The organism is Nocardia sp. NPDC005366, from assembly GCF_040606855.1.
GTDB lineage: Bacteria > Actinomycetota > Actinomycetes > Mycobacteriales > Mycobacteriaceae > Nocardia.
The window spans coordinates 46,486-68,144 of sequence record NZ_JBEXFQ010000002.1; the positions used below are offsets into that span (position 1 = coordinate 46,486).

At 67.6% G+C, this 21,659-nt stretch carries 20 protein-coding genes; 5 read left to right on the top strand and 15 right to left on the bottom strand.

What is annotated here, in order from left to right; translation table 11 throughout:
• Nucleotides 1-1,098, top strand: a complete 1,098-nt coding sequence (locus tag ABZS43_RS02460; RefSeq protein WP_355034027.1) for a hypothetical protein — start codon at nucleotides 1-3, stop codon at nucleotides 1,096-1,098.
• A 201-nt stretch (nucleotides 1,099-1,299) separates the two neighbouring features.
• On the opposite strand, the gene ABZS43_RS02465 is transcribed toward ABZS43_RS02460, so the two are convergent.
• From ABZS43_RS02465 to mqo, 6 genes are all read right to left on the bottom strand, one after another.
• Nucleotides 1,300-1,731 (bottom strand): cobalamin biosynthesis protein, encoded by a 432-nt coding sequence (locus tag ABZS43_RS02465; protein ID WP_355034028.1) that lies wholly within the window; start codon nucleotides 1,729-1,731, stop codon nucleotides 1,300-1,302.
• Nucleotides 1,718-3,136, bottom strand: coding sequence for a cobyrinate a,c-diamide synthase (locus tag ABZS43_RS02470; protein ID WP_355034029.1), 1,419 nt, complete (start codon nucleotides 3,134-3,136; stop codon nucleotides 1,718-1,720). The genes ABZS43_RS02465 and ABZS43_RS02470 overlap by 14 nt, the downstream gene beginning before the upstream one ends.
• Nucleotides 3,137-3,170: 34 nt before the next feature.
• A complete protein-coding gene (gene cobO / locus ABZS43_RS02475; protein WP_355034030.1) occupies nucleotides 3,171-3,785 on the bottom strand; it encodes a cob(I)yrinic acid a,c-diamide adenosyltransferase in 615 nt (204 codons plus the stop codon).
• Nucleotides 3,786-3,881: 96 nt separating this feature from the next.
• A complete protein-coding gene (locus ABZS43_RS02480; RefSeq protein WP_355034031.1) occupies nucleotides 3,882-5,915 on the bottom strand; it encodes a VWA domain-containing protein in 2,034 nt (677 codons plus the stop codon).
• Between the two features lie 86 nt (nucleotides 5,916-6,001).
• Entirely contained in the window at nucleotides 6,002-6,451 is a 450-nt protein-coding gene (locus ABZS43_RS02485) for a GNAT family N-acetyltransferase (RefSeq protein WP_355034032.1), read from the bottom strand.
• Nucleotides 6,452-6,463: 12 nt separating this feature from the next.
• Complete coding sequence (gene mqo, locus ABZS43_RS02490) at nucleotides 6,464-7,999, bottom strand: malate dehydrogenase (quinone) (protein ID WP_355034033.1); 1,536 nt, start codon at nucleotides 7,997-7,999, stop codon at nucleotides 6,464-6,466.
• 275 nt (nucleotides 8,000-8,274) lie between these two features.
• On the opposite strand from mqo, the gene ABZS43_RS02495 reads away from it, so the two are divergent.
• Entirely contained in the window at nucleotides 8,275-9,333 is a 1,059-nt protein-coding gene (locus ABZS43_RS02495) for an alpha/beta hydrolase (RefSeq protein ID WP_355034034.1), read from the top strand.
• Here the strand turns inward: ABZS43_RS02495 and ABZS43_RS02500 are convergent.
• The 3 genes from ABZS43_RS02500 to map form a co-directional block, all read right to left on the bottom strand.
• A complete protein-coding gene (locus ABZS43_RS02500; RefSeq protein ID WP_355034035.1) occupies nucleotides 9,313-9,876 on the bottom strand; it encodes an alpha/beta hydrolase in 564 nt (187 codons plus the stop codon). The two genes, ABZS43_RS02495 and ABZS43_RS02500, sit on opposite strands and share 21 nt — an antisense overlap.
• A 78-nt stretch (nucleotides 9,877-9,954) precedes the next feature.
• A complete protein-coding gene (locus ABZS43_RS02505) occupies nucleotides 9,955-11,505 on the bottom strand; it encodes a cobyric acid synthase (RefSeq protein WP_355034036.1) in 1,551 nt (516 codons plus the stop codon).
• Nucleotides 11,506-11,551: 46 nt separating this feature from the next.
• The gene (gene map, locus ABZS43_RS02510; protein ID WP_355034037.1) at nucleotides 11,552-12,415 is read right to left on the bottom strand and encodes a type I methionyl aminopeptidase; all 864 of its coding nucleotides are present in this window, start codon (nucleotides 12,413-12,415) and stop codon (nucleotides 11,552-11,554) included.
• A gap of 191 nt (nucleotides 12,416-12,606) precedes the next feature.
• Between map and ABZS43_RS02515 the strand changes: the two genes are divergently transcribed.
• Entirely contained in the window at nucleotides 12,607-13,734 is a 1,128-nt protein-coding gene (locus ABZS43_RS02515; protein ID WP_355034038.1) for a TIGR03364 family FAD-dependent oxidoreductase, read from the top strand.
• Between the two features lie 122 nt (nucleotides 13,735-13,856).
• Here ABZS43_RS02515 and ABZS43_RS02520 read toward each other — a convergent pair whose 3' ends face one another.
• From ABZS43_RS02520 to ABZS43_RS02540, 5 genes are all read right to left on the bottom strand, one after another.
• Nucleotides 13,857-14,462 (bottom strand): GNAT family N-acetyltransferase, encoded by a 606-nt coding sequence (locus tag ABZS43_RS02520; RefSeq protein WP_355034039.1) that lies wholly within the window; start codon nucleotides 14,460-14,462, stop codon nucleotides 13,857-13,859.
• An 82-nt stretch (nucleotides 14,463-14,544) separates the two neighbouring features.
• Nucleotides 14,545-15,147: a DUF4126 domain-containing protein gene (locus tag ABZS43_RS02525; protein WP_355034040.1), complete on the bottom strand. Its 603-nt coding sequence runs from the start codon at nucleotides 15,145-15,147 to the stop codon at nucleotides 14,545-14,547.
• Nucleotides 15,148-15,360: 213 nt separating this feature from the next.
• Complete coding sequence (locus ABZS43_RS02530; RefSeq protein WP_355034041.1) at nucleotides 15,361-15,882, bottom strand: DUF4254 domain-containing protein; 522 nt, start codon at nucleotides 15,880-15,882, stop codon at nucleotides 15,361-15,363.
• A 330-nt stretch (nucleotides 15,883-16,212) separates the two neighbouring features.
• Nucleotides 16,213-16,692, bottom strand: coding sequence for a DNA starvation/stationary phase protection protein (locus tag ABZS43_RS02535; protein ID WP_355034042.1), 480 nt, complete (start codon nucleotides 16,690-16,692; stop codon nucleotides 16,213-16,215).
• A 118-nt stretch (nucleotides 16,693-16,810) separates the two neighbouring features.
• Nucleotides 16,811-17,275 (bottom strand): hypothetical protein, encoded by a 465-nt coding sequence (locus tag ABZS43_RS02540; RefSeq protein ID WP_355034043.1) that lies wholly within the window; start codon nucleotides 17,273-17,275, stop codon nucleotides 16,811-16,813.
• A 502-nt stretch (nucleotides 17,276-17,777) separates the two neighbouring features.
• On the opposite strand from ABZS43_RS02540, the gene ABZS43_RS02545 reads away from it, so the two are divergent.
• Nucleotides 17,778-19,292, top strand: a complete 1,515-nt coding sequence (locus tag ABZS43_RS02545) for a catalase (RefSeq protein ID WP_355034044.1) — start codon at nucleotides 17,778-17,780, stop codon at nucleotides 19,290-19,292.
• A gap of 117 nt (nucleotides 19,293-19,409) precedes the next feature.
• Nucleotides 19,410-20,111, top strand: a complete 702-nt coding sequence (locus ABZS43_RS02550; protein WP_355034358.1) for a PAS and ANTAR domain-containing protein — start codon at nucleotides 19,410-19,412, stop codon at nucleotides 20,109-20,111.
• Nucleotides 20,112-20,131: 20 nt separating this feature from the next.
• Here the strand turns inward: ABZS43_RS02550 and ABZS43_RS02555 are convergent, their stop codons facing one another.
• Complete coding sequence (locus ABZS43_RS02555) at nucleotides 20,132-21,637, bottom strand: NAD(P)/FAD-dependent oxidoreductase (protein ID WP_355034045.1); 1,506 nt, start codon at nucleotides 21,635-21,637, stop codon at nucleotides 20,132-20,134.
• Nucleotides 21,638-21,659 lie beyond the last annotated feature (22 nt).

Consider the following 21,659-nt stretch of genomic DNA (forward strand, 5'->3'; position numbering starts at 1 on the left):
ATGCCTTCACCCCTGGACGAATACGCCATCCACCAGACCGCGCTGCCGTTCGCCCGGGTGGCGACCAGCGACAGGAATTTCTACGACCGCAGCTATTTCAACGCCCACAATCGCGACGGGGGTCTATTCCTGATCACCGGATTCGGCGTCTACCCGAACCTCGGGGTGACCGACGCCTACGCGTGCGTGCGCCGCGGCGATATCCATCGCACGGTGCGCTTCTCCGACGCACTGGGCGAGCGCGGCCTCGATATGAAGGTCGGCGGGTACCGCGTCGAAGTCGTCGAAGCGCTGCACCGGATCAGGGTGGTCTGCGAACACGACGAACTCGCCTTCGACCTCACCTGGACCGGGGCCTTCCCCGTCGTCCAGGAACAACCCCACCTCGTGCTCAACGGCAACCGCCCCATCATCGAAGCGTCGCGCTTCGCCCAGGTCGGTTCCTGGTCGGGGACGTTGAGTGTCGAGGGTGAGGATGTCACCGTCGATCCGGCGGTGTGGACGGGCAGCCGAGACCGCTCGTGGGGTATCCGCCCGGTCGGCGAGGCCGAACCGGCGGGCCGCGCGGCGAGTGAGCCGTCCGGCGGCTTCTGGTGGATGTACGCACCGCTGCGGTTCGACGATTTCGCCATCATCGTCATCGTGCAGGAGGAACCGGACGGGACAAGGACGCTCAACGACGCGGTGCGCGTCTGGCCCGACGGCCGTACCGAGCAACTCGGCTGGCCCCGCGTCTCCCTGCGCTACCGTTCCGGCACCCGCGTCCCGATCAGCGCCCGACTCGACCTCACCACCCCCGACGGCAAACCGCTCGAGGTCGAGATCACCCCGGGGATCGGTGTCCCGCTGCACGTCGGCTGCGGCTACAGCGGCGACCCCGATTGGCAGCACGGCCAGTGGAAAGGCCGCGACTGGACCAGCACCAGCCGCTACGACCTCACCGATCCCGCCGTCGCGGCCCGCATCCCCTACGGCGTGACCGACCACGTCGCGCACGCCCGTTGCGGGGAAGCCGAAGGCTGGGGGCTTTTCGAACACGGAAGTCTCGGACGTCACGATCCCACCGGATTCGCCGACTGGACATCGGTGGCGCCCTGACCTTTCGGCGACCTATCCCGCGTGCGTCGAAACTACCGCGGCGCTGTGTCCACGGAAGGCTGTGTCCACGGAAGGCTGTGTCCACGGAGGGCTGTGTCCATGGAGGGCGCAGCGCCTACCGAGCAGCGCCTACCGAGGGCGCAGGGGCTACCGAAGCGGCAGGGTTTACCGAGGCGGCGGGGTCTACCGAGGCGGCAGGGTCTACCGAGGCGGGGGCGCATCGACGACAAGGGCGGCGGCGATCACCACGCCGTCGATGACTCGCTTCGCGACGATCAGCGGACCACCACCGGACAGCAGGGCGGCGGCCTCGGCGACGCTCGGGGCGCCGATCGCGGTCGAGGTGCGCTCGGACGGGTGCGGAACCTCGACGCGCGACAGCGCGGCGGCGGTGAACACGTGCAGCGGTACGGCCAGTGTTCGCGCGGCGTCGCGGACACCGCTGTCGGCGGCGCGGCGATCGACGGTGGCGAGGCAGTGGATGCGGAAGTCGCGCCCGAGGTCGCCGAGTGCCGCCACGATACGATCCGCCGGGGTCGCGGGGCGAAGGCCGAGTCCCACCGCGACGCGGGGTAGCCCACGGTCATCCCCCACCGTGGTCACCGCCGTCGCGGGGTGCTCAGCGGAAGGCATACCGGCGGGCGTACTCCGCCGCCGCGGCGACGAAACGTAGCGTCGCGGCCGGGTTGCCGGCCGGATGGGTGTGCAGATACGAGGCGTGCACATGCCGCACCACGGCCCCTTCGGTGACGCGTTCGCCGAGGCCGCCGCGCCAGCCCCACGCGGAATCGGCGGCGGCTGCCGCTATCAGCCGGGTGCGGTGGAATTCGTGACCGCGGACTCGTTCGCCGGTGCGCCACAGCGGCGAATCGACGAGGGCTACCGCCTCCCGGTAACCGAGGGTCAGTCGCGGACCGAATTCCGCGTCGGCGTCGACGACTCCGGCCATCGCGTGCCCGTCCAGCGAGCGGGTCAGATAGAGCAGACCCGCGCATTCGGCGTGCACGGGAAGGCCGCTCGAGGCCCTCTCGCGTACCGCCCTCAGCAGTGCGGCATTGGCGGCGAGGGCGGCAGCGTGCTCCTCCGGAAAACCGCCGGGCAGTACCAATCCCGCTGTGCCGTCCGGCAATTCGTCGCGCAGCGGGTCGAAGACCACGACGCGCGCACCGGCCGCCGCCAGCAATTCACGATGCTCTGCGTAGCCGAAGGTGAACGCGGGCCCACCGGCCATGGCGATCACCGGTCCGCCCGCGCCGCCGACTCCGGTGGGAGCGCTCAGGTCCCGCGCGAGGGCCTCGACCTCCGACGCCGGGTCCCAAGCCGGACCGGTGACCGTGCTGTGGGCCAACTCCGCGATAGCGGACAGATCGACATGCGCGGCGACCAGATCCGTCATGGCCGCCACCGCCGTGGTGGCGGCGGCGCCGTGTTCGACGGCGGGGATGAGGCCGAGATGCCTCGAAGGCACTTCCAATTCGGCCATCCGGGGTAGCGCGCCGAGAACGGGCAGGCCCACTCGGGCACAGGCCGCGCGCAGCACCTGTTCGTGACGTTCGCTGCCGACGCGGTTGAGGATGACACCGCCCAGCCGGACGGAGGTGTCGAACGTGGCGAAACCGTGCAGCAGGGCAGCGAGGCTCTGGCTGTGTCCGCGCGCGTCGACCACGAGGACCACCGGCGCACCGAGCAGACTCGCGACCTGCGCCGTCGATCCCTCGGCGACCGGGCCGGAATGGTTCTCATCGATACGACCGTCGAACAGGCCCATGACCCCTTCGACGACGGCCAGGTCACAGCCCCGCACGCCGTGTCGATACAGCGGAACCACGCGTTGCGCGCCGACGAGTACCGGATCCAGATTGCGTCCCGGCCTACCCGCAGCCAACCCGTGATACCCCGGATCGATGTAATCCGGTCCCACCTTGAACGGCGCGACCCGATGCCCGGCGCGCCCGAGCGCACCGATCAAACCCGTTGCCAGCGTGGTCTTCCCGCTGCCGGAGGCGGGCGCGGCGATCACCACCGCAGGCACGTTCACCGCACACCCCGAGCCGAGACCACCCGCGCGCGCCTCACCATTCGATTCCGCGCTGACCCTTGCGCCCCGCGTCCATGGGGTGCTTCACCTTGGACATCTCGGTGACGAGATCGGCGGCCTCCACGAGCGCGGGGGGCGCGTCACGCCCGGTGATGACGACGTGCTGGTTTCCCGGTCGCTCGACGAGCGTGCGCACGACCTCATCGATATCGACCCAGCCCCATTTGAGCGGGTAGGTGAATTCGTCCAGGACGTAGAACCGGTGCTGTTCGGCGCGAAGCCGCCGGGCGATCTCCTGCCAGCCCGCCAGCGCGGCGGCGGCATGGTCTTCGTCGCTGCCCTGTTTGCGGGTCCACGACCAGCCCTCACCCATTTTGTGCCACTCCACCGACCCGCCTGCGCCGGTTTCCTCGTGCAGTCGGCCCAGGGTGCGGAAGGCGGCTTCTTCGCCCACCTTCCACTTCGCGCTTTTCACGAATTGGAAGACCGCGACGTCGAAGCCCTGGTTCCAGGCGCGCAGCGCCATCCCGAACGCCGCCGTCGACTTTCCCTTACCCGGCCCGGTATGCACCGCGAGCACCGGCTGGTTGCGGCGCTGCCGTGTGGTCAGCCCGTCCTCCGGAACGGTTTCCGGAACACCCTTGGGCATCGAATCTCCTTATTCGTCGGTCCTTCACCCGGCGCGGGCGTCGGCAGCCGAAATGTCGGTCCGCCAGCGCTTTCCGCGAGCCGGTGCGGCATCGGTTCAGGCGGCGCGTGCGGTCGGACTGCCGCCCGGACGGCCAGCGCGGACGATGCCAGCCACCGAATCGCCGGTCAACTCGGCCAGCCGGACATAGCCCCCGCGCAGGTCGCGGGCCAGGTCCGCGGCCAGCCCCAGGCGCACCATGCCGCGCTCGCAGTCGACCACCATCGCGGTCACCGCGTCCCCTGCCAGCAACGCCGCCGCGGCCCGGGCACGCGGGACCGGATCGATCCCGCCGGTCGCGCGGCCGTCGGTGAGCAGCACCAGCATCGGACGCCGCCGCGGATCGCGCACGCGTTCACGGCGCACCACCTCGCGGGCCTTCAGCAGTCCGGCGGCCAGCGGCGTCTTCCCCCCGGTGCGCAGACCGGCGAGACGACGGACCGCGATATCCACCGACGACGTCGGCGGCAGGACGAGTTCGGCTTCCGCGCCGCGCACGGTGATGACGGCGACCTTGTCGCGACGCTGGTAGGCATCGCGCAACAGGGCGACGATCGCGCCGGTGACCGCCGAAAGCCGGTCTCGCGCCGCCATCGACCCGGAGGCGTCGACGACGAAGACGATCAGATTGCCTTCGCGCCCTTCGCGATAGGCGCCGCGGAGATCCTCGGGCGCGAGTTCGAGCGGGCCTTCGACGCGGCCACGGCGATGCTGATGCGGGGCCGCCGCGAAAATCGTGCCGAGCAGATGCAGTCCCGCAGAGGTCTCGGTGCTGGGGCGAACCATCCTGCCGTACCGTGTCTCGGCGCGGGAGCGGCGGCCGGGCGCGCCATCGCCGACGCCTGGCACTTCCCAGCGGGGCGCCGCCGAGGTCGTTGATGCCGGAGTCCCCGTGCGGTTCTCGCGGGACTGCCCGCCGCGCGGACCGTCGGGCGGTGTATCGGGATCGTCGTCGGGATCGGAACCCGTGGGGTCGCCCGCGTCCGAATGCTGTTCGGGCGCATCGTCGGTCGCGGCGTCGGCGCCGGTCCGCGCGCGATCGTCCGAGCCGTCGCGCCGCCCCGGATCGTCGGCGCGCTCGGCTTCGGCCCGGTCGACCTCCGCGGCGGCGTCACGCATCGCGTCGTCCAATTGCTCATCGCTGATGCCGGGCTCGTCGAACGGGTCGCGCCGCCGCCGGTGCGGCAGCGCGAGTTCCGCGGCGATCCTGACATCCTCCTCGGTCACCGCCTCGCCGCCCCGCCACGCGGCGTACGCCGTCGCGGTCCGCGCCACCACGAGGTCGGCGCGCATGCCGTCGACGTCGAAGGCCGCGCACAGCGCGGCGATCCGGCGCAGTTCGGCGTCATCGAGCGCTATCCGCGCAACCCGGTCGCGGGCGGTCAGGATGCCGTCGGCCACCGCGCGATCGGCGGCGGCGTAGCTGGCCGCGAATCCGGCGGGGTCGGCCTCGTAGTCGAGGCGGCGGCGCACCACGGCCATCCGCACGTCCACGTCGCGGGAGGCGACCACGTCGACGGTCAGGCCGAAGCGATCGAGCAGTTGCGGGCGCAGTTCGCCCTCTTCGGGATTCATGGTGCCGACCAGCACGAACCGCGCCGGATGCGAATGCGAGACACCGTCGCGTTCGATATGCACCCGACCCATCGCCGCGGCGTCGAGCAGCACGTCGACAAGATGGTCGTGCAACAGGTTGACCTCGTCGACGTACAGCACGCCGTGATGAGCCGCCGCCAGCAGTCCGGGCCGGAACGCGTGTTCCCCGTCGCGCAGCACCCGCTCCAGATCCAGGGATCCGACTACCCGATCCTCGGTCGCGCCGACCGGAAGTTCCACCAGCCGCGCCGGCCGCGCGCCGGTCTCGTCCACCACCGGGGGCAGCAGCTGCGCCAGCGCCCTGACCACGGTCGATTTCGCGGTGCCCTTCTCCCCGCGCACCAGCACACCGCCGATTCCCGGGTGCACGGCGCACAGGATCAACGCCAATTGCAGCTGCTCCTGCCCGACCACCGCCGAGAACGGGAACCCGGCTTCGAGATCGCCGCGCGGCCCGGCAGACTGGGACGACGGTGCGGTTTCGACGTGGGACACGGACATACCCCTCACACTATTCGCGGCAGTCGACACAGCCGCGCCCGCCCCGCGAGTGCGGAGCGGGCGCGGACGACACCGGGTGGCTATCCCTTGCGCATCGGCAGGTGGGGGACGCCGTCGTCGTCGAACTCCTCGCCGTCGGGCTTGAACCCGAATTTGGCGTACATATCCACGAGGTAGGTCTGCGCGTTGATGCGGACGGTGGCCGATCCGACCTCCGCGAGCGCCGCCTTGAGCAGCCTGGTGGTGTAACCGTGGCCCCGTACCGGGGCGGCGGTGCATAGACGGCCGATGCGGAAGCTCTTCACCCCGTTCTCGTGCTCTTCGAGCAGTCGGAGGGTCGAGATGATTTCACCCTCGTCGTCGAGCCAGAAGTGCCGGGTCTCCGGCAGCAGATCGAGGCCGTCCAACTCCGGGTACGCGCACTTCTGCTCCACGACAAAGACTTCGACGCGAAGTTTCAACAGCTGATACAGGGTGGCGGTATCGAGATCGAGAGACCATGACCGTTTGAGAGCAACCGTTGACATCATCGCGTCTTGCTATCACACCAAGGCGGTCGGCGCGACCTCGACGCGACTCTGCGTGTCGACCGCCACATCCGTGAGATTCAGCGACTTGGAGGTCCAATCCCAGACTTCCTGGAACAGCGCCTTGTTCTCCGAGAGCTTCACACCCAGCGACGGGATCATCGTCTCGAGTTTCGGCGTCCACTCGCCGTACTCGCGCGGGAAGCAGCGCTGCAGCACGTCGAGCATGGCGGTCACACACGTCGACGCGCCCGGCGAAGCGCCGAGTAGACCCGCGATGCTGCCGTCCTCCGACGCGATCACCGCGGTACCGAGTTCGAGTACGCCGCCAGCGCCCTTACGCCGGATGATCTGTACGCGTTGTCCGGCGGTGATGAGTTCCCAGTCGCGCCCGTCGGCACGCGGAATGAACTCCTCCATCGTGTCGACCTTGCCCGCGGCCGATTTCAGCAGCTCGGAGACGAGGTACTTGACCAGCGACAACTCGGTCAGGCCGACGCCGAGCATGGGGGCGAGGTTACCCGGCTTGATCGACTTGAACAGATCGCCGTTGCTGCCGTCCTTGAGGAATTTCGGCGTCCAGCCCGCGTACGGGCCGAACAGCAGACCGGCCTTGCCGTCGATGATCCTGGTGTCCAGATGCGGAACCGACATCGGCGGCGCGCCGACGGCCGCCTTGCCGTACACCTTCGCCTCGTGCTGACCGATCAGTCCCGGATCGGTGCAGCGCAGGAACTGACCGCTCACCGGGAAGCCGGCGAAACCCTTGATCTCCTTGATGCCCGACTTCTGCAGCAGCGGCAGGGCGCCGCCGCCCGCGCCGACGAAGACGAATTTCGCCGCGATGGTGCGGACCTTGCGGGTGCGGGAGTTGCGTACCTTCACCAGCCAACTGCCGTCGGCCTGCTTGGAGAGGTTGCGCACCTCGTGACCGAAGGCCAGATCCGCGCCGGTAGCGCCGAGGTAGGCCAGCAGTTCCTTGGTGAGCGAACCGAAGTCGATGTCGGTGCCCGCGTCGGTCCAGTTCAGCGCGACCGGATCGGAGAAATCACGACCGCGCGCCATCAGCGGTAACCGCCTGCTGAACTCGTCCGGGCTGTCGATGTACTCCATCCCCTCGAACAGGGGATGACGCGACAACGCCTCGTAGCGTCTGCGCAGGTACTCCACGTCCGAGGCGCCGTGCACGAAGCTGACATGCGGAATCGGGTTGATGAACGCGGACGGGTCGCTCAGCACGCCGTTCTCCACGGCGTAGGCCCAGAACTGGCGCGACACCTGGAAGCGTTCGTTGATGTCGATGGCCTTGCTCACCTCGACCGAACCATCGGCGTTCTGCGGGCTGTAGTTCAGTTCGCACAGGGCAGAGTGACCGGTGCCTGCGTTGTTCCACGGGTCGCTGCTCTCGGCGGCGGCGGCGTCGAGTCGCTCGAACAGCGAGATCGACCACTCCGGCTGCAGCTGGCGAAGCAGCGCGCCGAGGGTGGCACTCATGATTCCTGCACCGATGAGGACGACATCGGTCTTCTCTGTGACGGCAGCGTTCGGCACGGGTAGATCGACTTCCTTGTCACTTCTGCGCAGACCCACCGGCTGGGTGGACCTGCCTGGGCACGGGCGCTATGCGGTTGTTGCCGAGCCTGGCGTGTCGCTTCGGCTCGAAATGCTGGCGGAGAAGAGGTTACCCGCCGTTCACCTACTGCCAATTGTGCACCTCGCCACTGCGGCAACCTGCAGGAAATCGGGCGAATGTGACGTAGATGCCTCCTCCCCGGGTTGGGTGATCCGACATGTTCGCGCCACAAATGTCGCCTAGATTGGGACACGTGACCGAAAAAACCTCATTCAAGGTGTCAGACATCACGGGCCGGGCGCAGTGGCAGCCCGACGTCCTCGGGACTGGCTACGAGCAGCGGACCCTGCCCCTCGGCCCTGACCCGGACGGCGAGGGCGACGCGGTCGCGACGCTGGTGCGCCACACCCCCGAAACCGGGGCGAAAGCCGCCGAGGCCGCGGTGCTCTACGTGCACGGTTTCACCGATTACTTCTTCCAGCGGCACCTGGCCGAACATTTCGCCGCGCGCGGCCACCGCTTCTACGCCCTGGACCTACGCAAATGCGGACGCTCGCTACGCGAGGGGCAGACCCCGCACTATGTCACCGATCTCGCGCTCTACGACGCGGAACTCGACGAGTCCACGCGCATCATCGAGGAGGAGACCGGCGCACCCCTGCTGATCGTCGCGCATTCCACCGGCGGACTGATCACCTCGCTGTGGCTGGACCGGCTCAACAGGAAATCCGGTAGCGCCGCCGCGGGCATCACCGGCCTGGTTCTCAACAGCCCGTGGCTGGATCTGCAGGGCCCCGCGTACTACCGCACCGTTGGCACCCCCGTTATCAAGGCCCTCGGCCGGGTCCGATCGATGGTCGCCCTGCCCGGGGCCGAAATCCGCACCTACGGCGACAGCCTGCACCGCACGGTGTCCGGGGAATGGGATTACAACCTCGACTGGAAGCCGCTGTCGGGATTCCCGGTCCGGTTCGGGTGGCTGCGCGCGATCCGTCGCGGCCACGCCCAACTGCAAAGGGGACTCGACGTGGGTGTGCCTTCGCTCATCCTGCGTTCGCGGATGACCAAATTCATGCGCGAGTACGGACCGGCCGCCGACGTGGCCGACGTGGTGCTCGACGTGCGGCAGATCCAGCGCTGGGCGGGCTGCATCGGCGATCGCACCAATATCGTGCCCATCGACGGCGCCCGCCACGACGTCTTCCTGTCCTCGGCAGAACCCCGCGCGAAGGCGTTCACCGAACTCGACAACTGGCTGGAATGGCTCGCGGCCTACCACCGCGCCACCGATTCACCAGAGGCTGGTGCGTAGCACGATCTCGGTGGCGAATTCGTGGTCGGCCTCGCCCGCGACGTTGTCCACGTCCACCTCGACGACCCGGAACTCGCCGTAGACGAATCGCCCCGACGCGTCGGCCACCGCACGCGGCAGGTTCTTGGTCACCAGCACCGTCACGGGAAGTTCCATCGGGCGGCAGCTCGCGTCGGCGACGACGCCGTCGGCGCCCGGCACGGCCGGATGGCCCCGGTCGGCGACGACCAGGCTGATGAACCGGCCGAAGGTTCCCGAGCAGACCTGCCAGGCCAGCGCCGCGCCCTCGCCGCGCGCGGCGACATTGGCGTAGGGCACGCCGAGTTCGTCGAGGATGGCGTGCACCGCGGGACCGTCGAGCCCCTCGATGGATTCCACCGCGATGGTGCGCAGGTCCGAATTGTGCAGCCGGGCGCATACCTGATCGAAGACGTCCACCGGGTCACCGGCGTCGGGTAACAGCAGCACACTGTGCCGCGTCTCCGGGCCGTCGACCCGTACGGTCCAGGCTCGGTCACCGACTGTGATCCGCCGAGATTTCATGCCGGAGTACGGTACACCGCCCGGCTGAACTCGGCCGCGTGCCCGGCTCGTTCCGGCGGGGCCAAGACACGACAGGGGCTACCCCGAGGCCGGCGCGAGCAGCGCGGGAGCGAGTACCGGCAGGTCCGCGGGCGCGCCCGTGGAGATCAATTTCTCGATTCCGGCGATATCCAGGTGTTCCTCGATGAGATCGGCCAGCAGGTCGAGCTGGGCCGAGCGCACCCGCGCCACCGAGATATCCTCGGCGACGACGTAGTCGAATCGTCCGGCGCGATCGGCGACGATACGCAGCCAGGCGCGGCGGAACTCGTCGGATTCGAGCAGCCCGTGCAGGTGGGTGCCCCATACCGCGCCGCGCACACTGCCTTCGGATTGCCCGTCCACTTCGAGCCAGGCCGGATCGCCGCTGTGGGTCACCCGTCCGTGGTGGATTTCATAGCCCGCCACCGGAATTCCGGTGGTCGCGGCTTTGCCGACGCCATACCCCTCGGCCCTGCGCAGCACCTTGTCCTGGTCGAATTCGATCTCCAGATCGAGCAGGCCGAGCCCGTTCACCTCCCCAGCACCGGATTCGACATGGTCGCTGATGCGATGGCCGAGCATCTGGTAGCCGCCGCAGATGCCGAGGATCGGACGGCCGATCGCCGCCCGCGCACGCAACGCCTTCGCTATTCCGTTGCACCGCAACCACTCCAGATCCGACACGGTCGACTTACTGCCAGGCAGCACCACCAGATCGGCGTCGGCCAGCCGCGACGGTTCGGTGACCCAGCGCACCGAGACACCCGGTTCGCACGCCAGCGCCTCCACATCGGTGGAATTCGAGATGCGCGGCAGCCGAACGGCGGCGACGGTCAGCCATTCCGCGCCGACGGGCGAGCGCGGCCTGCCCACCGCGGCGTCGGCCACGGTGCCGAGAGAATCCTCTGCGTCGATCCACAGATCCTCCGCGAACGGGATCACCCCGAGCGTCGGGCGACCCGTCAGCTCGGTCAGCCGGTCGAGGCCGGGTCGCAGCAACTCGACGTCGCCGCGGAATTTATTGATGATGAAGGCCGAGATCAGCTTTTGATCGTCGGGGTCGAGGACGGCGACGGTGCCGAACAGATGCGCGAGCACGCCACCCCTGTCTATATCGCCGACGACGAGCACGGGTAGTCGAGATTCCTGCGCCAGGCCCATATTCGCGAGATCGGTCGCGCGCAAGTTGATCTCGGCGGGCGAACCCGCACCCTCACAGATCACTACGTCGAATTCGGCGCGCAGCGAATCGAGTTCGGCGGCAACGATATTGCGCAGACTCTGGCGGTGCAGGAAATAGTCGCGCGCACCGACGTCGCCGACGGCCTTGCCCCGCACCACCAGCTGCGAGCGCCGGTCGCTACCGGGTTTGAGCAGCACCGGATTGAAGCGGACGCTCGGCTCCAGTCCGCAGGCCTGCGCCTGTAATGCCTGCGCACGACCGATTTCCCCGCCATCGAGGGTGACGACGGAATTGTTGGACATGTTCTGGGCTTTGAACGGGGCGACCTTGACCCCACGCCGGGCCAGCAGACGGCACAGCCCGGCCACCACCACGCTTTTCCCCGCGTCGGAGGTGGTGCCCGCGACCAGTAATGCCCCTTTCACGGCGTGGCCGTCGCGCGGGTGCGCCGGTATCCGCGCCGTCGGACCGTCACGGCAGCGTGAGGATCTCGGCGCCGGTTTCGGTGACCACCAGGGTGTGCTCGAACTGGGCCGTCCACTTGCGATCCTTGGTGACCACGGTCCAGCCGTCATCCCAGATCTCGTAGTCGATACCGCCGAGGTTGATCATCGGCTCGATGGTGAAGGTCATCCCCGGTTCGATCACCGACTCGATGGCCGGCTGGTCGTAATGCAGGATCACCAGGCCGCTGTGGAAGGTGGGGCCGACGCCGTGGCCGGTGAAATCGCGGACAACGCCGTAGCCGAAGCGGTTGGCGTAGGACTCGATCACGCGCCCGATCACATTCAGCGCCCGGCCCGGCCGCACCGCCTTGATGGCTCGCGCGGTGGCCTCCTCGGTGCGCTCGACCAGTAACCGGACCTCCTCGTCGACGTCGCCGGCGAGGTAGGTCTTGTTCGTATCACCGTGCACGCCATCGATATAGGCGGTGACATCGATATTGACGATGTCACCGTCCTCGATCACCGTCGAGTCGGGGATTCCGTGGCAGATCACCTCGTTCAGCGAGGTGCAGCACGATTTCGGAAAACCCTTGTACCCGAGCGTGGACGGGTAGGCCCCGTGATCGCACATGTACTCGTGCGCGATCCGGTCGAGTTCATCGGTGGTGACGCCAGGCGCGACCGCCTTACCCGCTTCCTCGAGCGCCCGCGCCGCGATCTTGCCCGCGATCCGCATCTTCTCGATCGTCTCCGCGGTCTGCACCCAGGGTTCGCGACCCTCGTTCACGGTCTTCTTCCACGCGTATTCCGGCCGCTCGATCGAGCGGGGCACCTCACGCGTAGGCGACTGCGTGCCGGGTACGAGTGGTTTGCGGGTCCGAACTGCCATGGAACAAGACTATCGGGCCGCCCTGATGTCGACATGTCGCGGCCAGGTCATCGCATGGCCGCCGCCGCGCGCGGCCGTGTCATCGGCTGCGCGTCCGGCGGGAACGCGACTCGTTCGATCCCGCTGCTTGTTAACCTGTCGTTCGCCCGGGAACCACCCGGTGGTCCAGATCGCTGGACCACCATGGGGCCATGCGACTGGTCATCATCGGAGGCGGCATCCTCGGCACCGCGCACGCGTTCGCCGCGGTCACCCGCGGGCACGAGGTCGTGCACCTGGAGCGGGAACCGGAGGCGCGGGGCGCGACCGTGCGCGGCTTCGGACTCATCCGGGTGGCCGGATGCTCGTCCACCGAACTGGATACGACCCTGCGCTCGCGGCAGCTGTGGGAGGAGATCGGCGGCAAGGTGGCCGGGGTCGGATTCCGTCGCACCGGCTCGATCACGCTGATCCGCACCGACGCGGAACTGGACGTCGCCGAGGCCGCCGCCGCCCACCCCGATGCCGAGACCAGGGGTCTCGAATTACTGGAACCGGAGCGCGTGCGGACGATCAGCCCCGCGCTGCGCGGGAAATTCCTCGCCGGACTGCACTGCTCGACCGATGCCGCCGTCGAATCCCGACGGGCACTACCCGCCCTGCGCGCCTATCTCACCGCCACCGGCCGTTACACCTTCCACTCGACCACCGAGGCCCGGTCGGTTACCGAAACCGGTTCGGGTGCGAGGGTTCTCGACGATCACGGCCGCACCTTCGAGGCCGATCTGGTGCTCCACTGTCCCGGCGCCGCGCACTCCGGCCTCACCCGCGAACTCGCCGGGGTCCTCCCGGTACACCGGGTCCGGCTGCAGATGATGCAGACCGCCCCCCTCGGCGAACCGCTGACCACCGCCATCGCCGACGGCGACAGCTTCCGCCATCACCCGGCTTTCGCCGGACCCGTGGTGGACGCGCTGAACGCCGAACAGTCTCAGACCGCCATCGCCGCCGAACACCGGATGCACCTGGTGTGCGTGCAACGTCTGCACGGCGGACTCACCATCGGCGACACCCGCGAATACACCGAACCCTTCGCCTTCGACGTGGACGAAGCACCCTACGAGCACCTCACCCAGGTCACCGAGGAACTGCTCGGTCGCAAGTTGCCTCCGGTGGTGCGGCGCTGGGCCGGGGTCCACAGCCGCAGCGTCGACCCGGCCGCACCGATGACCCGCGTCAAGGCGGGCGAACACATCTGGGTCGTCACCGGGACTGGCGACCGCGGACTGACCCTGGCCCCCGCCCTCGGCCAGGACACCGCAGATCTGCTCAACCTCTGAGGAAATGCGCTGTCCTACAATCGGATTCGGCCAGCACCGGATACCGCGGTCGACACCGTGAGCCATGGGAAGGGTTCCACCGCCCGCGCGGCGACCGAGCACAATCCGGGTGGCGAGCACGATCACCCCGCGCGCCCGTCCTGTCGATCGGCGCGCACGTCCGCGTCCCGCGCCCACACCATGACACTCCCCGAGTCCGCGGGCGCCTGCGGTTCGCGAGGCTCTACTCGCTCCAGGCGGTACCCGAGTCGGCGCGCAACCGCGGCCCTGCGGGAATTCCGCGCGTCACAACGGATTTCGACGCGACGAATACCGGGTAGCGCCAGCGCGATTTCGGTGAGCGCGGCGGCGGCGCGGGTGATCACCCCGCGGCCGGAATGGGCGACATGACACCAGTAGCCGATCTCCAATGTCGCGGGCCCGACCGGACCGCGCAGGCCGATCGCGCCGAGGAGGCCGCCCTCGGCGTCGAATATGCCGTAGGCGAACTCCCCGGAGGACGTGGGCCAATTCGCTGTCACATCGGCGAGGAACGCGCGCTGCCGGTCCAGCGACGGCGCTTCGGCCATCCACGGCATCCAGGCGTGCAGATGGTCGAAGGATTCGGTGAGGGCCGCGAGTTGGGCCGCGATATCGGTGGCCTGCCAGCGCCTGACCACCAGGTCATCGAGCTCGATGCGCTGGGGTGGGGCGACTCCCCGCGCCAGCTGCCGCGTCGGCTTGTCCATGGTGTGATCATGGACATCGAGTCGCTGAGCCGCAAGGCAGTTCCGGATCGGGACCGTCTCACGCGCAGTGACCTTCGTGGCGTCAGCCCGTGACGGCCGCCGCCTGCCGCCGGGCCCTGCGTTCGCGGCGGCGTCGGCGGTAGCGGCGAATTCTGCTCGCCAACAGCACGACCAGCGTCACTCCTGCGAGCAGCAGGACGCCCGCGATGGTCGCCGCGAGGACCGGATGGAATATCGCGAGCGTGATGACGGCGGCGACGCCGAGATCTTCGGCGGTGCTGGTGACGATATTGGTGGCAGGCTCCGGTGAGGTGTTGATCGCCATCCGCAGCCCGGCTTTCACGAAGTGACTCACCAACGCCGTGGTACCGCCGACCGCCGCCGCGGCCAATTCGGGCAGCGACCCGTCCGACCCCGCGATCAGCGCCGCGACCACAGCGCCGGAGGCCGGCCGCACCACCGTGTGGAAGGCATCCCAGAACGAATCGAGATAGGGAATCTTGTCCGCCACCGCTTCGATCAGGAACAGCACGGCCGCGGCGATCAGCACGTCGGTGCGCTGCAAACCGGCGGGCACGTCATCGGAGAGGCCGGTCAGGCCGAACAACCCGAATAGCAGGATGACCGCGTAGGCATTGATCCCGCTGGCCCAGCCCGCGGTGAAGATCAAGGGAAGCAGCGACACCCCGTCGATCCTAAATCCTCAGCGGGCGTGCCGCGTGAGTCGACTACGCGGCACGCCGGGCGGGGCGCGCCGTTGCGCCCGCCGTCACTGTGCCGGGCGAAATTCGTGCCCGCCTGGATTCACCGATCGGAGAATCCGCACGGATCTCGCCATTGTCGGCAGCGACACTACTGGGCAGTGCCACCGAGGTGATCGAATCCGCGTCGCCCGGAATTACTGTGCGGGCAATCGACGGCGACCTCCGGCCACATCGGTTACCAGATCAGTGTAACCGTCGACCAGTTCTGCCAGGTGATACCAATGCTTATGGGTGTTATTACTGCGCGGCCCCTCGACATCGATCGCCTGGTTCGCATCGACCCAGCTACGCGCCATTCGGTCCACAACGGCCCCGAGGCTTTCGGTATGCAATGACGCACCCTGACGATGTTGCGGAATCTCCTGCGCGATCCAGTCATTGATATCGTCGACGAGTTCACTGCGTCGACAGTCGATTTCGGCGACGAGAAGGGGATCGCGGATCTGGGCGCGACGGGCGTGCAGTTCGGCGAGAACATGCGCGGATCGCAACAGTTCGCGATCTTGAAAGCGTCTCCCCTGGAATGCGCACAATATTTGCGGAGCCGTCGGCAGTACCCCTACAGTCGGCGCGCTCATCGCATCCCCCGAAAATCCACCGACACCAACGCTCTTTGTACCAACATTATTGGCTCTCGATTCGGTTTTACCGGTCATCGGATCAGTTGTTCACGACCAGGCTAGCTGGATCATGCTCCGACGGAAGCCGGAACGCAAGATTGCGTTCTACTTGCTGCATCTAACATGTTCTTACAGATGCAATCTCGAACGTCGCGCACCGTCGTGACCACGGAAGCTGCCGGACACAGCTGGGACGGCGTGTGCAAGAGGGGTTTCCACCCCCTGGCTCCGGCTTCGGTGAATCCCCCGCACCCGACGTCGCGGCGGTACACCGCCTTCCGCACCGTGCGGACACCTGTCCGCCGTCGGCGTATCGACGCCGACGGCGGACAGGTGTCACTTTTGCCCGCGCGCACGGGGTTCGGGTCACGCGGAGGCGAGTTGCGCCTGCCACATCCAGTGCAACTGCTCCAACCGCGCCGTGATCTCGATGAACAGATCCTGGGTGACCGGATCGGCCTCCTCGGTCGCTTCGATGCGGTCGCGCAACCGGGCGATGACGGCGCCGAGGTTACTGACGACCGCGTCGATCACATCGGTGTCCTGCTGCCAGCCCGCGCCGATGCCGAGTGCGCCGGAATCCGTCGACACCGTCGCGGCGCGACCATCGGGGCTGACGCCGATCGCGGTGGCGCGTTCGGCGCTGCTGTCGGTGAAATCTCGTGCCACGACCACCAATTCGTCCAGCGCCAAGTGGACCGAACGGAAGTTGCGCCCCACCACGGTCCAATGCGCCTGCTTGGCGATCAAGGTCAGGTCGATCAGATCCACCACCGTGGCCTGCAGGGCCTCACCGGTGATCCGCTGCTGTTCCTGGTCGAGTGTGCTCGTGATCGGTTTGGTCATCGTTCACGCCTTTCTCGTGTCGCGACGTTCGCCGCAATACTCAGGGACCGAACTACCCGGCCGCTCCGACCCGAAACCGGCCGCCGCGAGTCACGAAGATCACCCCGCTCGCGGACTCTCAGCAGGCGACGCGGACGAATCGGGCGCGGCGGGCGGCCGAGCGCACCGCGGCGGCGACAGCCACCAGCGGCGGCATCCACCGGGCTTCGGACGGGGCGATACCCCAGGCGAGAGCGCCGGTCGACAGCGTGCTCGGCGGCAGCGGGATACCCGCGCCGTCGCTGTACACGATGGCGCCCGCCTCGCGCAGCGCCTCGATCGCCATCTCGACCCGGTTCAAGCCGGTGACGAGATGGATCTCACGACGCTGCGCACCGGGAATCTCGATCACCGGGCCGGACAGATTGTTCGCGCGCAGGAACCGGCGCACATTCGCGGCCAGCTGACCGGTCAGTTCGATACCGGCCACCTGGTCGTCGGTGATCAGGCAGGCGCCGTTGGCCGTCGCCGCGACCGTCCACCCGAAGCGGGTGTAGTCCTGCGCGGCATCCTGGCTCGCCACCGTGACGGAAGTCGGAAACATCGTCGGCACTTGTCTTCTCCATTCCTCGAGCAGATCCGGATCTCGCATCAGCGGCTATGCGTCCTCCGGTGACGGGTTCGCCCGCCGATCGGCTCCGGACCGGAGTCCCGACCGCGGCGAACCCCACTGTCGTGTCCGCACCTGTGAATCAAACCCAGGGGAGCTAGGAGTTTTCCTACGGAATCCTTACGAACGCCGCCCCCAGGAGCGGATCCCACAGGTTCCTTCGACGACATGCGACCGACCAGCCGTTATAGCCCGATCACACCCGCCGCCCAACCATCCGGTCGACCGGTCACCGACGTCATCGAGGGGCGCACCCGAGCGGCCGCACAGTTTCGGCGGCCGACCGGCGGGTAGACGGCGGACAGGTGGGCACTGATCACCTCCCGTCATCCCGATGATCTACCTGTCCTGCGGTACAGCGATAGCATCGGAGTCGGTGGCCATCGCCTGAGCCGCCCGGCTCGGCCTCCTATTACCGCAGGTAGAAGGGAGCAAGATGTCGAATTTCACCACCGATGACGCCGGTATTCCGGTACCGAGCGACGAACACTCACTCACGGTGGGCCCAGACGGTCCGATCCTGTTGAACGATGCCTATCTCATCGAGAAGATGGCCGCGTTCAACCGGGAGCGGGTGCCCGAGCGGCAGCCGCACGCCAAAGGTGGCGGCGCCTTCGGCACCTTCGAAGTGACCGAGGACGTCAGCGCCTACACCAGGGCCGACGTATTCCAGCCCGGGAAGAAGACCGAAATGCTCGCGCGGTTCTCGACCGTCGCCGGCGAGCGCGGCAGTCCCGATACCTGGCGCGATCCGCGTGGATTCGCCCTGAAGTTCTACACCGAGCAGGGCAATTTCGACATGGTCGGCAACAATACGCCGATCTTCTTCGTCCGCGATCCCATGAAATTCCAGGATTTCATCCGCTCGCAGAAGCGCAGGGCCGACAACAACCTGCGTGATCACGATATGCAATGGGATTTCTGGACGCTGTCACCGGAATCCGCGCACCAGGTCACCTGGCTGATGGGCGACCGGGGTATACCGCGCACCTGGCGGCATATGAACGGCTATTCCAGCCACACCTACCTCTGGTACAACGCCGCGAACGAACGTTTCTGGGTGAAATACCATTTCAAGACCGATCAGGGCGTCGAATTCTTCACCCAGGACGAGGGCGATCAGATGGCCTCGATCGATACCGATTACCACACCAGGGATCTGTGGGAGGCGATCGACCGCGGCGACCATCCCAGCTGGACGCTGCATATGCAGATCATGCCGTTCGACGACGCGAAGACCTACCGGTTCAATCCGTTCGACCTCACCAAGGTCTGGCCGCACGGCGACTATCCGCTGATCGAGGTCGGCCGGATGACCTTGAACCGCAATCCGGCGGATTATCACACCGAAATCGAACAGGCCGCGTTCGAGCCGAGCAATTCGGTGCCTGGCACCGGTCCGAGCCCGGACAAGATGCTGCTGGGTCGGTGGTTCTCCTATCCGGACGCGCACCGCCATCGAATCGGCGCGAACTACAAGGAACTTCCCGTCAACTCGGCGCACGCGGCCCCGGTCCGTTCCTATTCCAAGGATGGAGCGATGCGGCACCACAACCCCGGCGATCCGGTCTACGTGCCGAATTCCAAGGGTGGTCCGCACGCCGATCCCGCGGTGTCCGGGCCGCCGGTCGGCTGGCATACCGACGGAGAGATGGTTCGGCAGGCCTATACCGCCCGCGCCGATGACGACGACTGGGGCCAGGCGGGCACCATGGTGCGCGATGTCCTCGATGACGCGGGCAGGCAACGACTTGTCGACAATATCGTCGGCCACCTGCTCAACGGAGTGAGCGAGCCGGTGCTGGGACGGGCGTTCGAGTACTGGCGCAATGTGGACAAGAGTCTCGGCGACCGAATCGAGGCGGGGGTCAGAGACAAGCAGGACGAACTCGACCCGAAGGCCGCCGAACAGGCCAACCCTGCCCGCACCTCGGCGCAGCGCAAGGCCTGACCGGCTCGATTCGCCCTCGGTGCGCGGTTACCGCGTGCCGGGGGCGAATCGCTGCGTGCGGGGTGTGCGCCGACCGGGAAACGGCTCGGCGATACCGCCGACGTGGTACCAATGGCTATGCACGATGGTGGTGACCTCACTCCACCCCGGGCCGATATCGACCGGCTCGAGCGCGTCGTCGGCGCGGGCCAGCCGCAGGGAGTGGGCGGTTTCCGTTTCCTGTTCGCCGATCAGAGCTGGGAGTGGTCGCCGGAAGTCGCGCGTATGCACGGTTACGAGCCGGGCGAGGTGGTGCCGACCACCGAACTGCTGCTGTCGCACAAACATCCCGATGATCGCGATCGGGTCGAGGCCGCACTGGTCACCTCGGTCGAGGACGGATCGCCGTTCTCCAGCAATCACCGGATCATCGACACCGCCGGTACCGTCCGCGACGTGATCGTGGTGTCGGACCGGTTGCTCGATGACGACGAACGCGTCATCGGCACGATCGGCTACTACATCGATATCACCGGCACCCTGGCCGAACATCGCGAGGGGGCGCTAGAGGAAGTCCTGCCGGACCTCGTGGCATCCCGCGCGGTGATCGAGCAGGCCAAGGGGGTGCTGATGGTGGTGTACGGCATCGGTCCCGATCAGGCGTTCCATGTCCTGCGGTGGCGCTCACAGGACACCAATACGAAGTTGCGCACCATCGCCGAACGCCTGATCGCCGGACTGTCCACCGTCGCCGCGGCCGAAACGCGCATGCGCGCACAACTCGACCACCTGCTGCTCACCGCGCACGAGGGGACGGCGGCCGAATCGCCCCGACGATGAATCGGGGCATGACGGTCGAGTCAGCGAGAAGTGTCCTCGCGATGGTCGATGTCCTCGGTGGTGTCCGATCCGATCGGCACGGCGGTGAACGCCTCGGCCGGATCATGCTGCAACATGCGCGCGAAGGCGCGGGTAGTGCTCGGCCACGGATTGACCACCCGCCCGCTCGAATGTTTGAACCAGCTGTCGATCGAGCCCGACCAGATGGTTTTCGCCATCGACCGCCGTAGCCAGCACCGGTACCGCGCCATCGCGGTCACGCCGACTTCGATTGCGGCAGCGCCGATCTCCTCGCGCCACCGCAGGCAGTCGAGGATATAGCCGATCTGATACTCCTTCATCGTGGGATTGCTCCCGGCGGGGGTGAAGGAATTCGGTCCGGCGATGAGGAATGCGTTGGGGAATCCGGGCACCGCCAATCCCATGAAGGCGTCCGCCCCGTCGGACCACTGCTCGTGCAGCACCTGCCCGCCGCGACCGCGCACGGTGATCGGCACCATGAACTCGGCGGCGCGGAAGCCGGTGGCGTAGACGAGGATATCCGCGTGCCGGTACGCGCCGTCCACGGTTTCGACGCCGCCCGCGACGATGCGGTGAATGGGGTCGGTGACGAGTTTGACGTTGTGCCGGGCCAGGGTCGGGTAGTAGTGGCTGTCGAAGATGATCCGCTTACCCCCGATGGGATAGTCGGGGGTCACCGCGGCGCGCAGACTCCGATCGGCGACCTGGTGATGCAGATAGGCGCGCGCGAACCACTGCGCGGGCCACGCCGACCAGCCCCGACGCATGATCGGCGCGAGCACGGTATCCGCGCCGCGGTGCAACGCCGTGCGATAGACCTGGTGCGCGCCTGGCACGTGCAGCGCGAGCCTGGACACCGCGCCGAAATCGCGAGCGGGTTTGGGCAGCAACCACTGCGGGGTGCGCTGGTAGACGTGTACGCGACGGGCGATCCGCGCGATCTCGGGAAGTAGTTGCACCGCGCTGGCGCCGGTGCCGATCACGGCGATATCCCGGCCGCGCAGATCCTGATGGTGGTCCCATTGCGCGGTGTGGAATGCCGGGCCCGCGAAGTCGTCCCGTCCCGGAATGTCGGGAATAAAGGGGCGATGCAACTGGCCGAGGGCGAAGACCACGATGTCGGCGCGGATCCGCTCGCCTGCGACAGTCGTGAGTTCCCAGCGCCCGCTGTCCTCGAGATAGGTCGCCTCCGCCAGGGCCGAATTCAACCGGAGATGCGGGGTCAGGCCGTAGTCGTTCGCGACCTGCCCCAGGTAGGACAGAATCTGTTCCTGGCCCGGATACCGCTGTGTCGCACTGCGATACGGGGCGAAGGAGAAGGAGTACAGATGGGAGGGCACATCGCAGTTACAGCCCGGATAGGTGTTCTCCCGCCACACGCCCCCGACTCGGTCGCCCTTCTCGAGGATCACGAAGTCCTCGCGGCCGGACTGCTTGAGAGCCACCCCCATACCGATTCCACCGAATCCCGCGCCCACCACCACCACTTTCAGGTCCAGCACCACCTCGACGACCCAACCTCTCTCT

Bases quoted from the DNA above. Each gene is read 5' to 3' on its own strand.
- map (WP_355034037.1), bottom strand. From the start codon at position 12,415: ATGGCAGTTCGGACCCGCAAACCACTCGTACCCGGCACGCAGTCGCCT.
- ABZS43_RS02550 (WP_355034358.1), top strand. From the start codon at position 19,410: ATGCACGATGGTGGTGACCTCACTCCACCCCGGGCCGATATCGACCGG.
- ABZS43_RS02515 (WP_355034038.1), top strand. From the start codon at position 12,607: ATGCGACTGGTCATCATCGGAGGCGGCATCCTCGGCACCGCGCACGCG.
- ABZS43_RS02485 (WP_355034032.1), bottom strand. From the start codon at position 6,451: ATGATGTCAACGGTTGCTCTCAAACGGTCATGGTCTCTCGATCTCGAT.
- ABZS43_RS02460 (WP_355034027.1), top strand. From the start codon at position 1: ATGCCTTCACCCCTGGACGAATACGCCATCCACCAGACCGCGCTGCCG.
- ABZS43_RS02545 (WP_355034044.1), top strand. From the start codon at position 17,778: ATGTCGAATTTCACCACCGATGACGCCGGTATTCCGGTACCGAGCGAC.
- ABZS43_RS02520 (WP_355034039.1), bottom strand. From the start codon at position 14,462: ATGGACAAGCCGACGCGGCAGCTGGCGCGGGGAGTCGCCCCACCCCAG.
- ABZS43_RS02540 (WP_355034043.1), bottom strand. From the start codon at position 17,275: ATGTTTCCGACTTCCGTCACGGTGGCGAGCCAGGATGCCGCGCAGGAC.
- cobO (WP_355034030.1), bottom strand. From the start codon at position 3,785: ATGCCCAAGGGTGTTCCGGAAACCGTTCCGGAGGACGGGCTGACCACA.
- ABZS43_RS02530 (WP_355034041.1), bottom strand. From the start codon at position 15,882: ATGACCGGTAAAACCGAATCGAGAGCCAATAATGTTGGTACAAAGAGC.
- ABZS43_RS02535 (WP_355034042.1), bottom strand. From the start codon at position 16,692: ATGACCAAACCGATCACGAGCACACTCGACCAGGAACAGCAGCGGATC.
- ABZS43_RS02465 (WP_355034028.1), bottom strand. From the start codon at position 1,731: ATGCCTTCCGCTGAGCACCCCGCGACGGCGGTGACCACGGTGGGGGAT.
- ABZS43_RS02500 (WP_355034035.1), bottom strand. From the start codon at position 9,876: ATGAAATCTCGGCGGATCACAGTCGGTGACCGAGCCTGGACCGTACGG.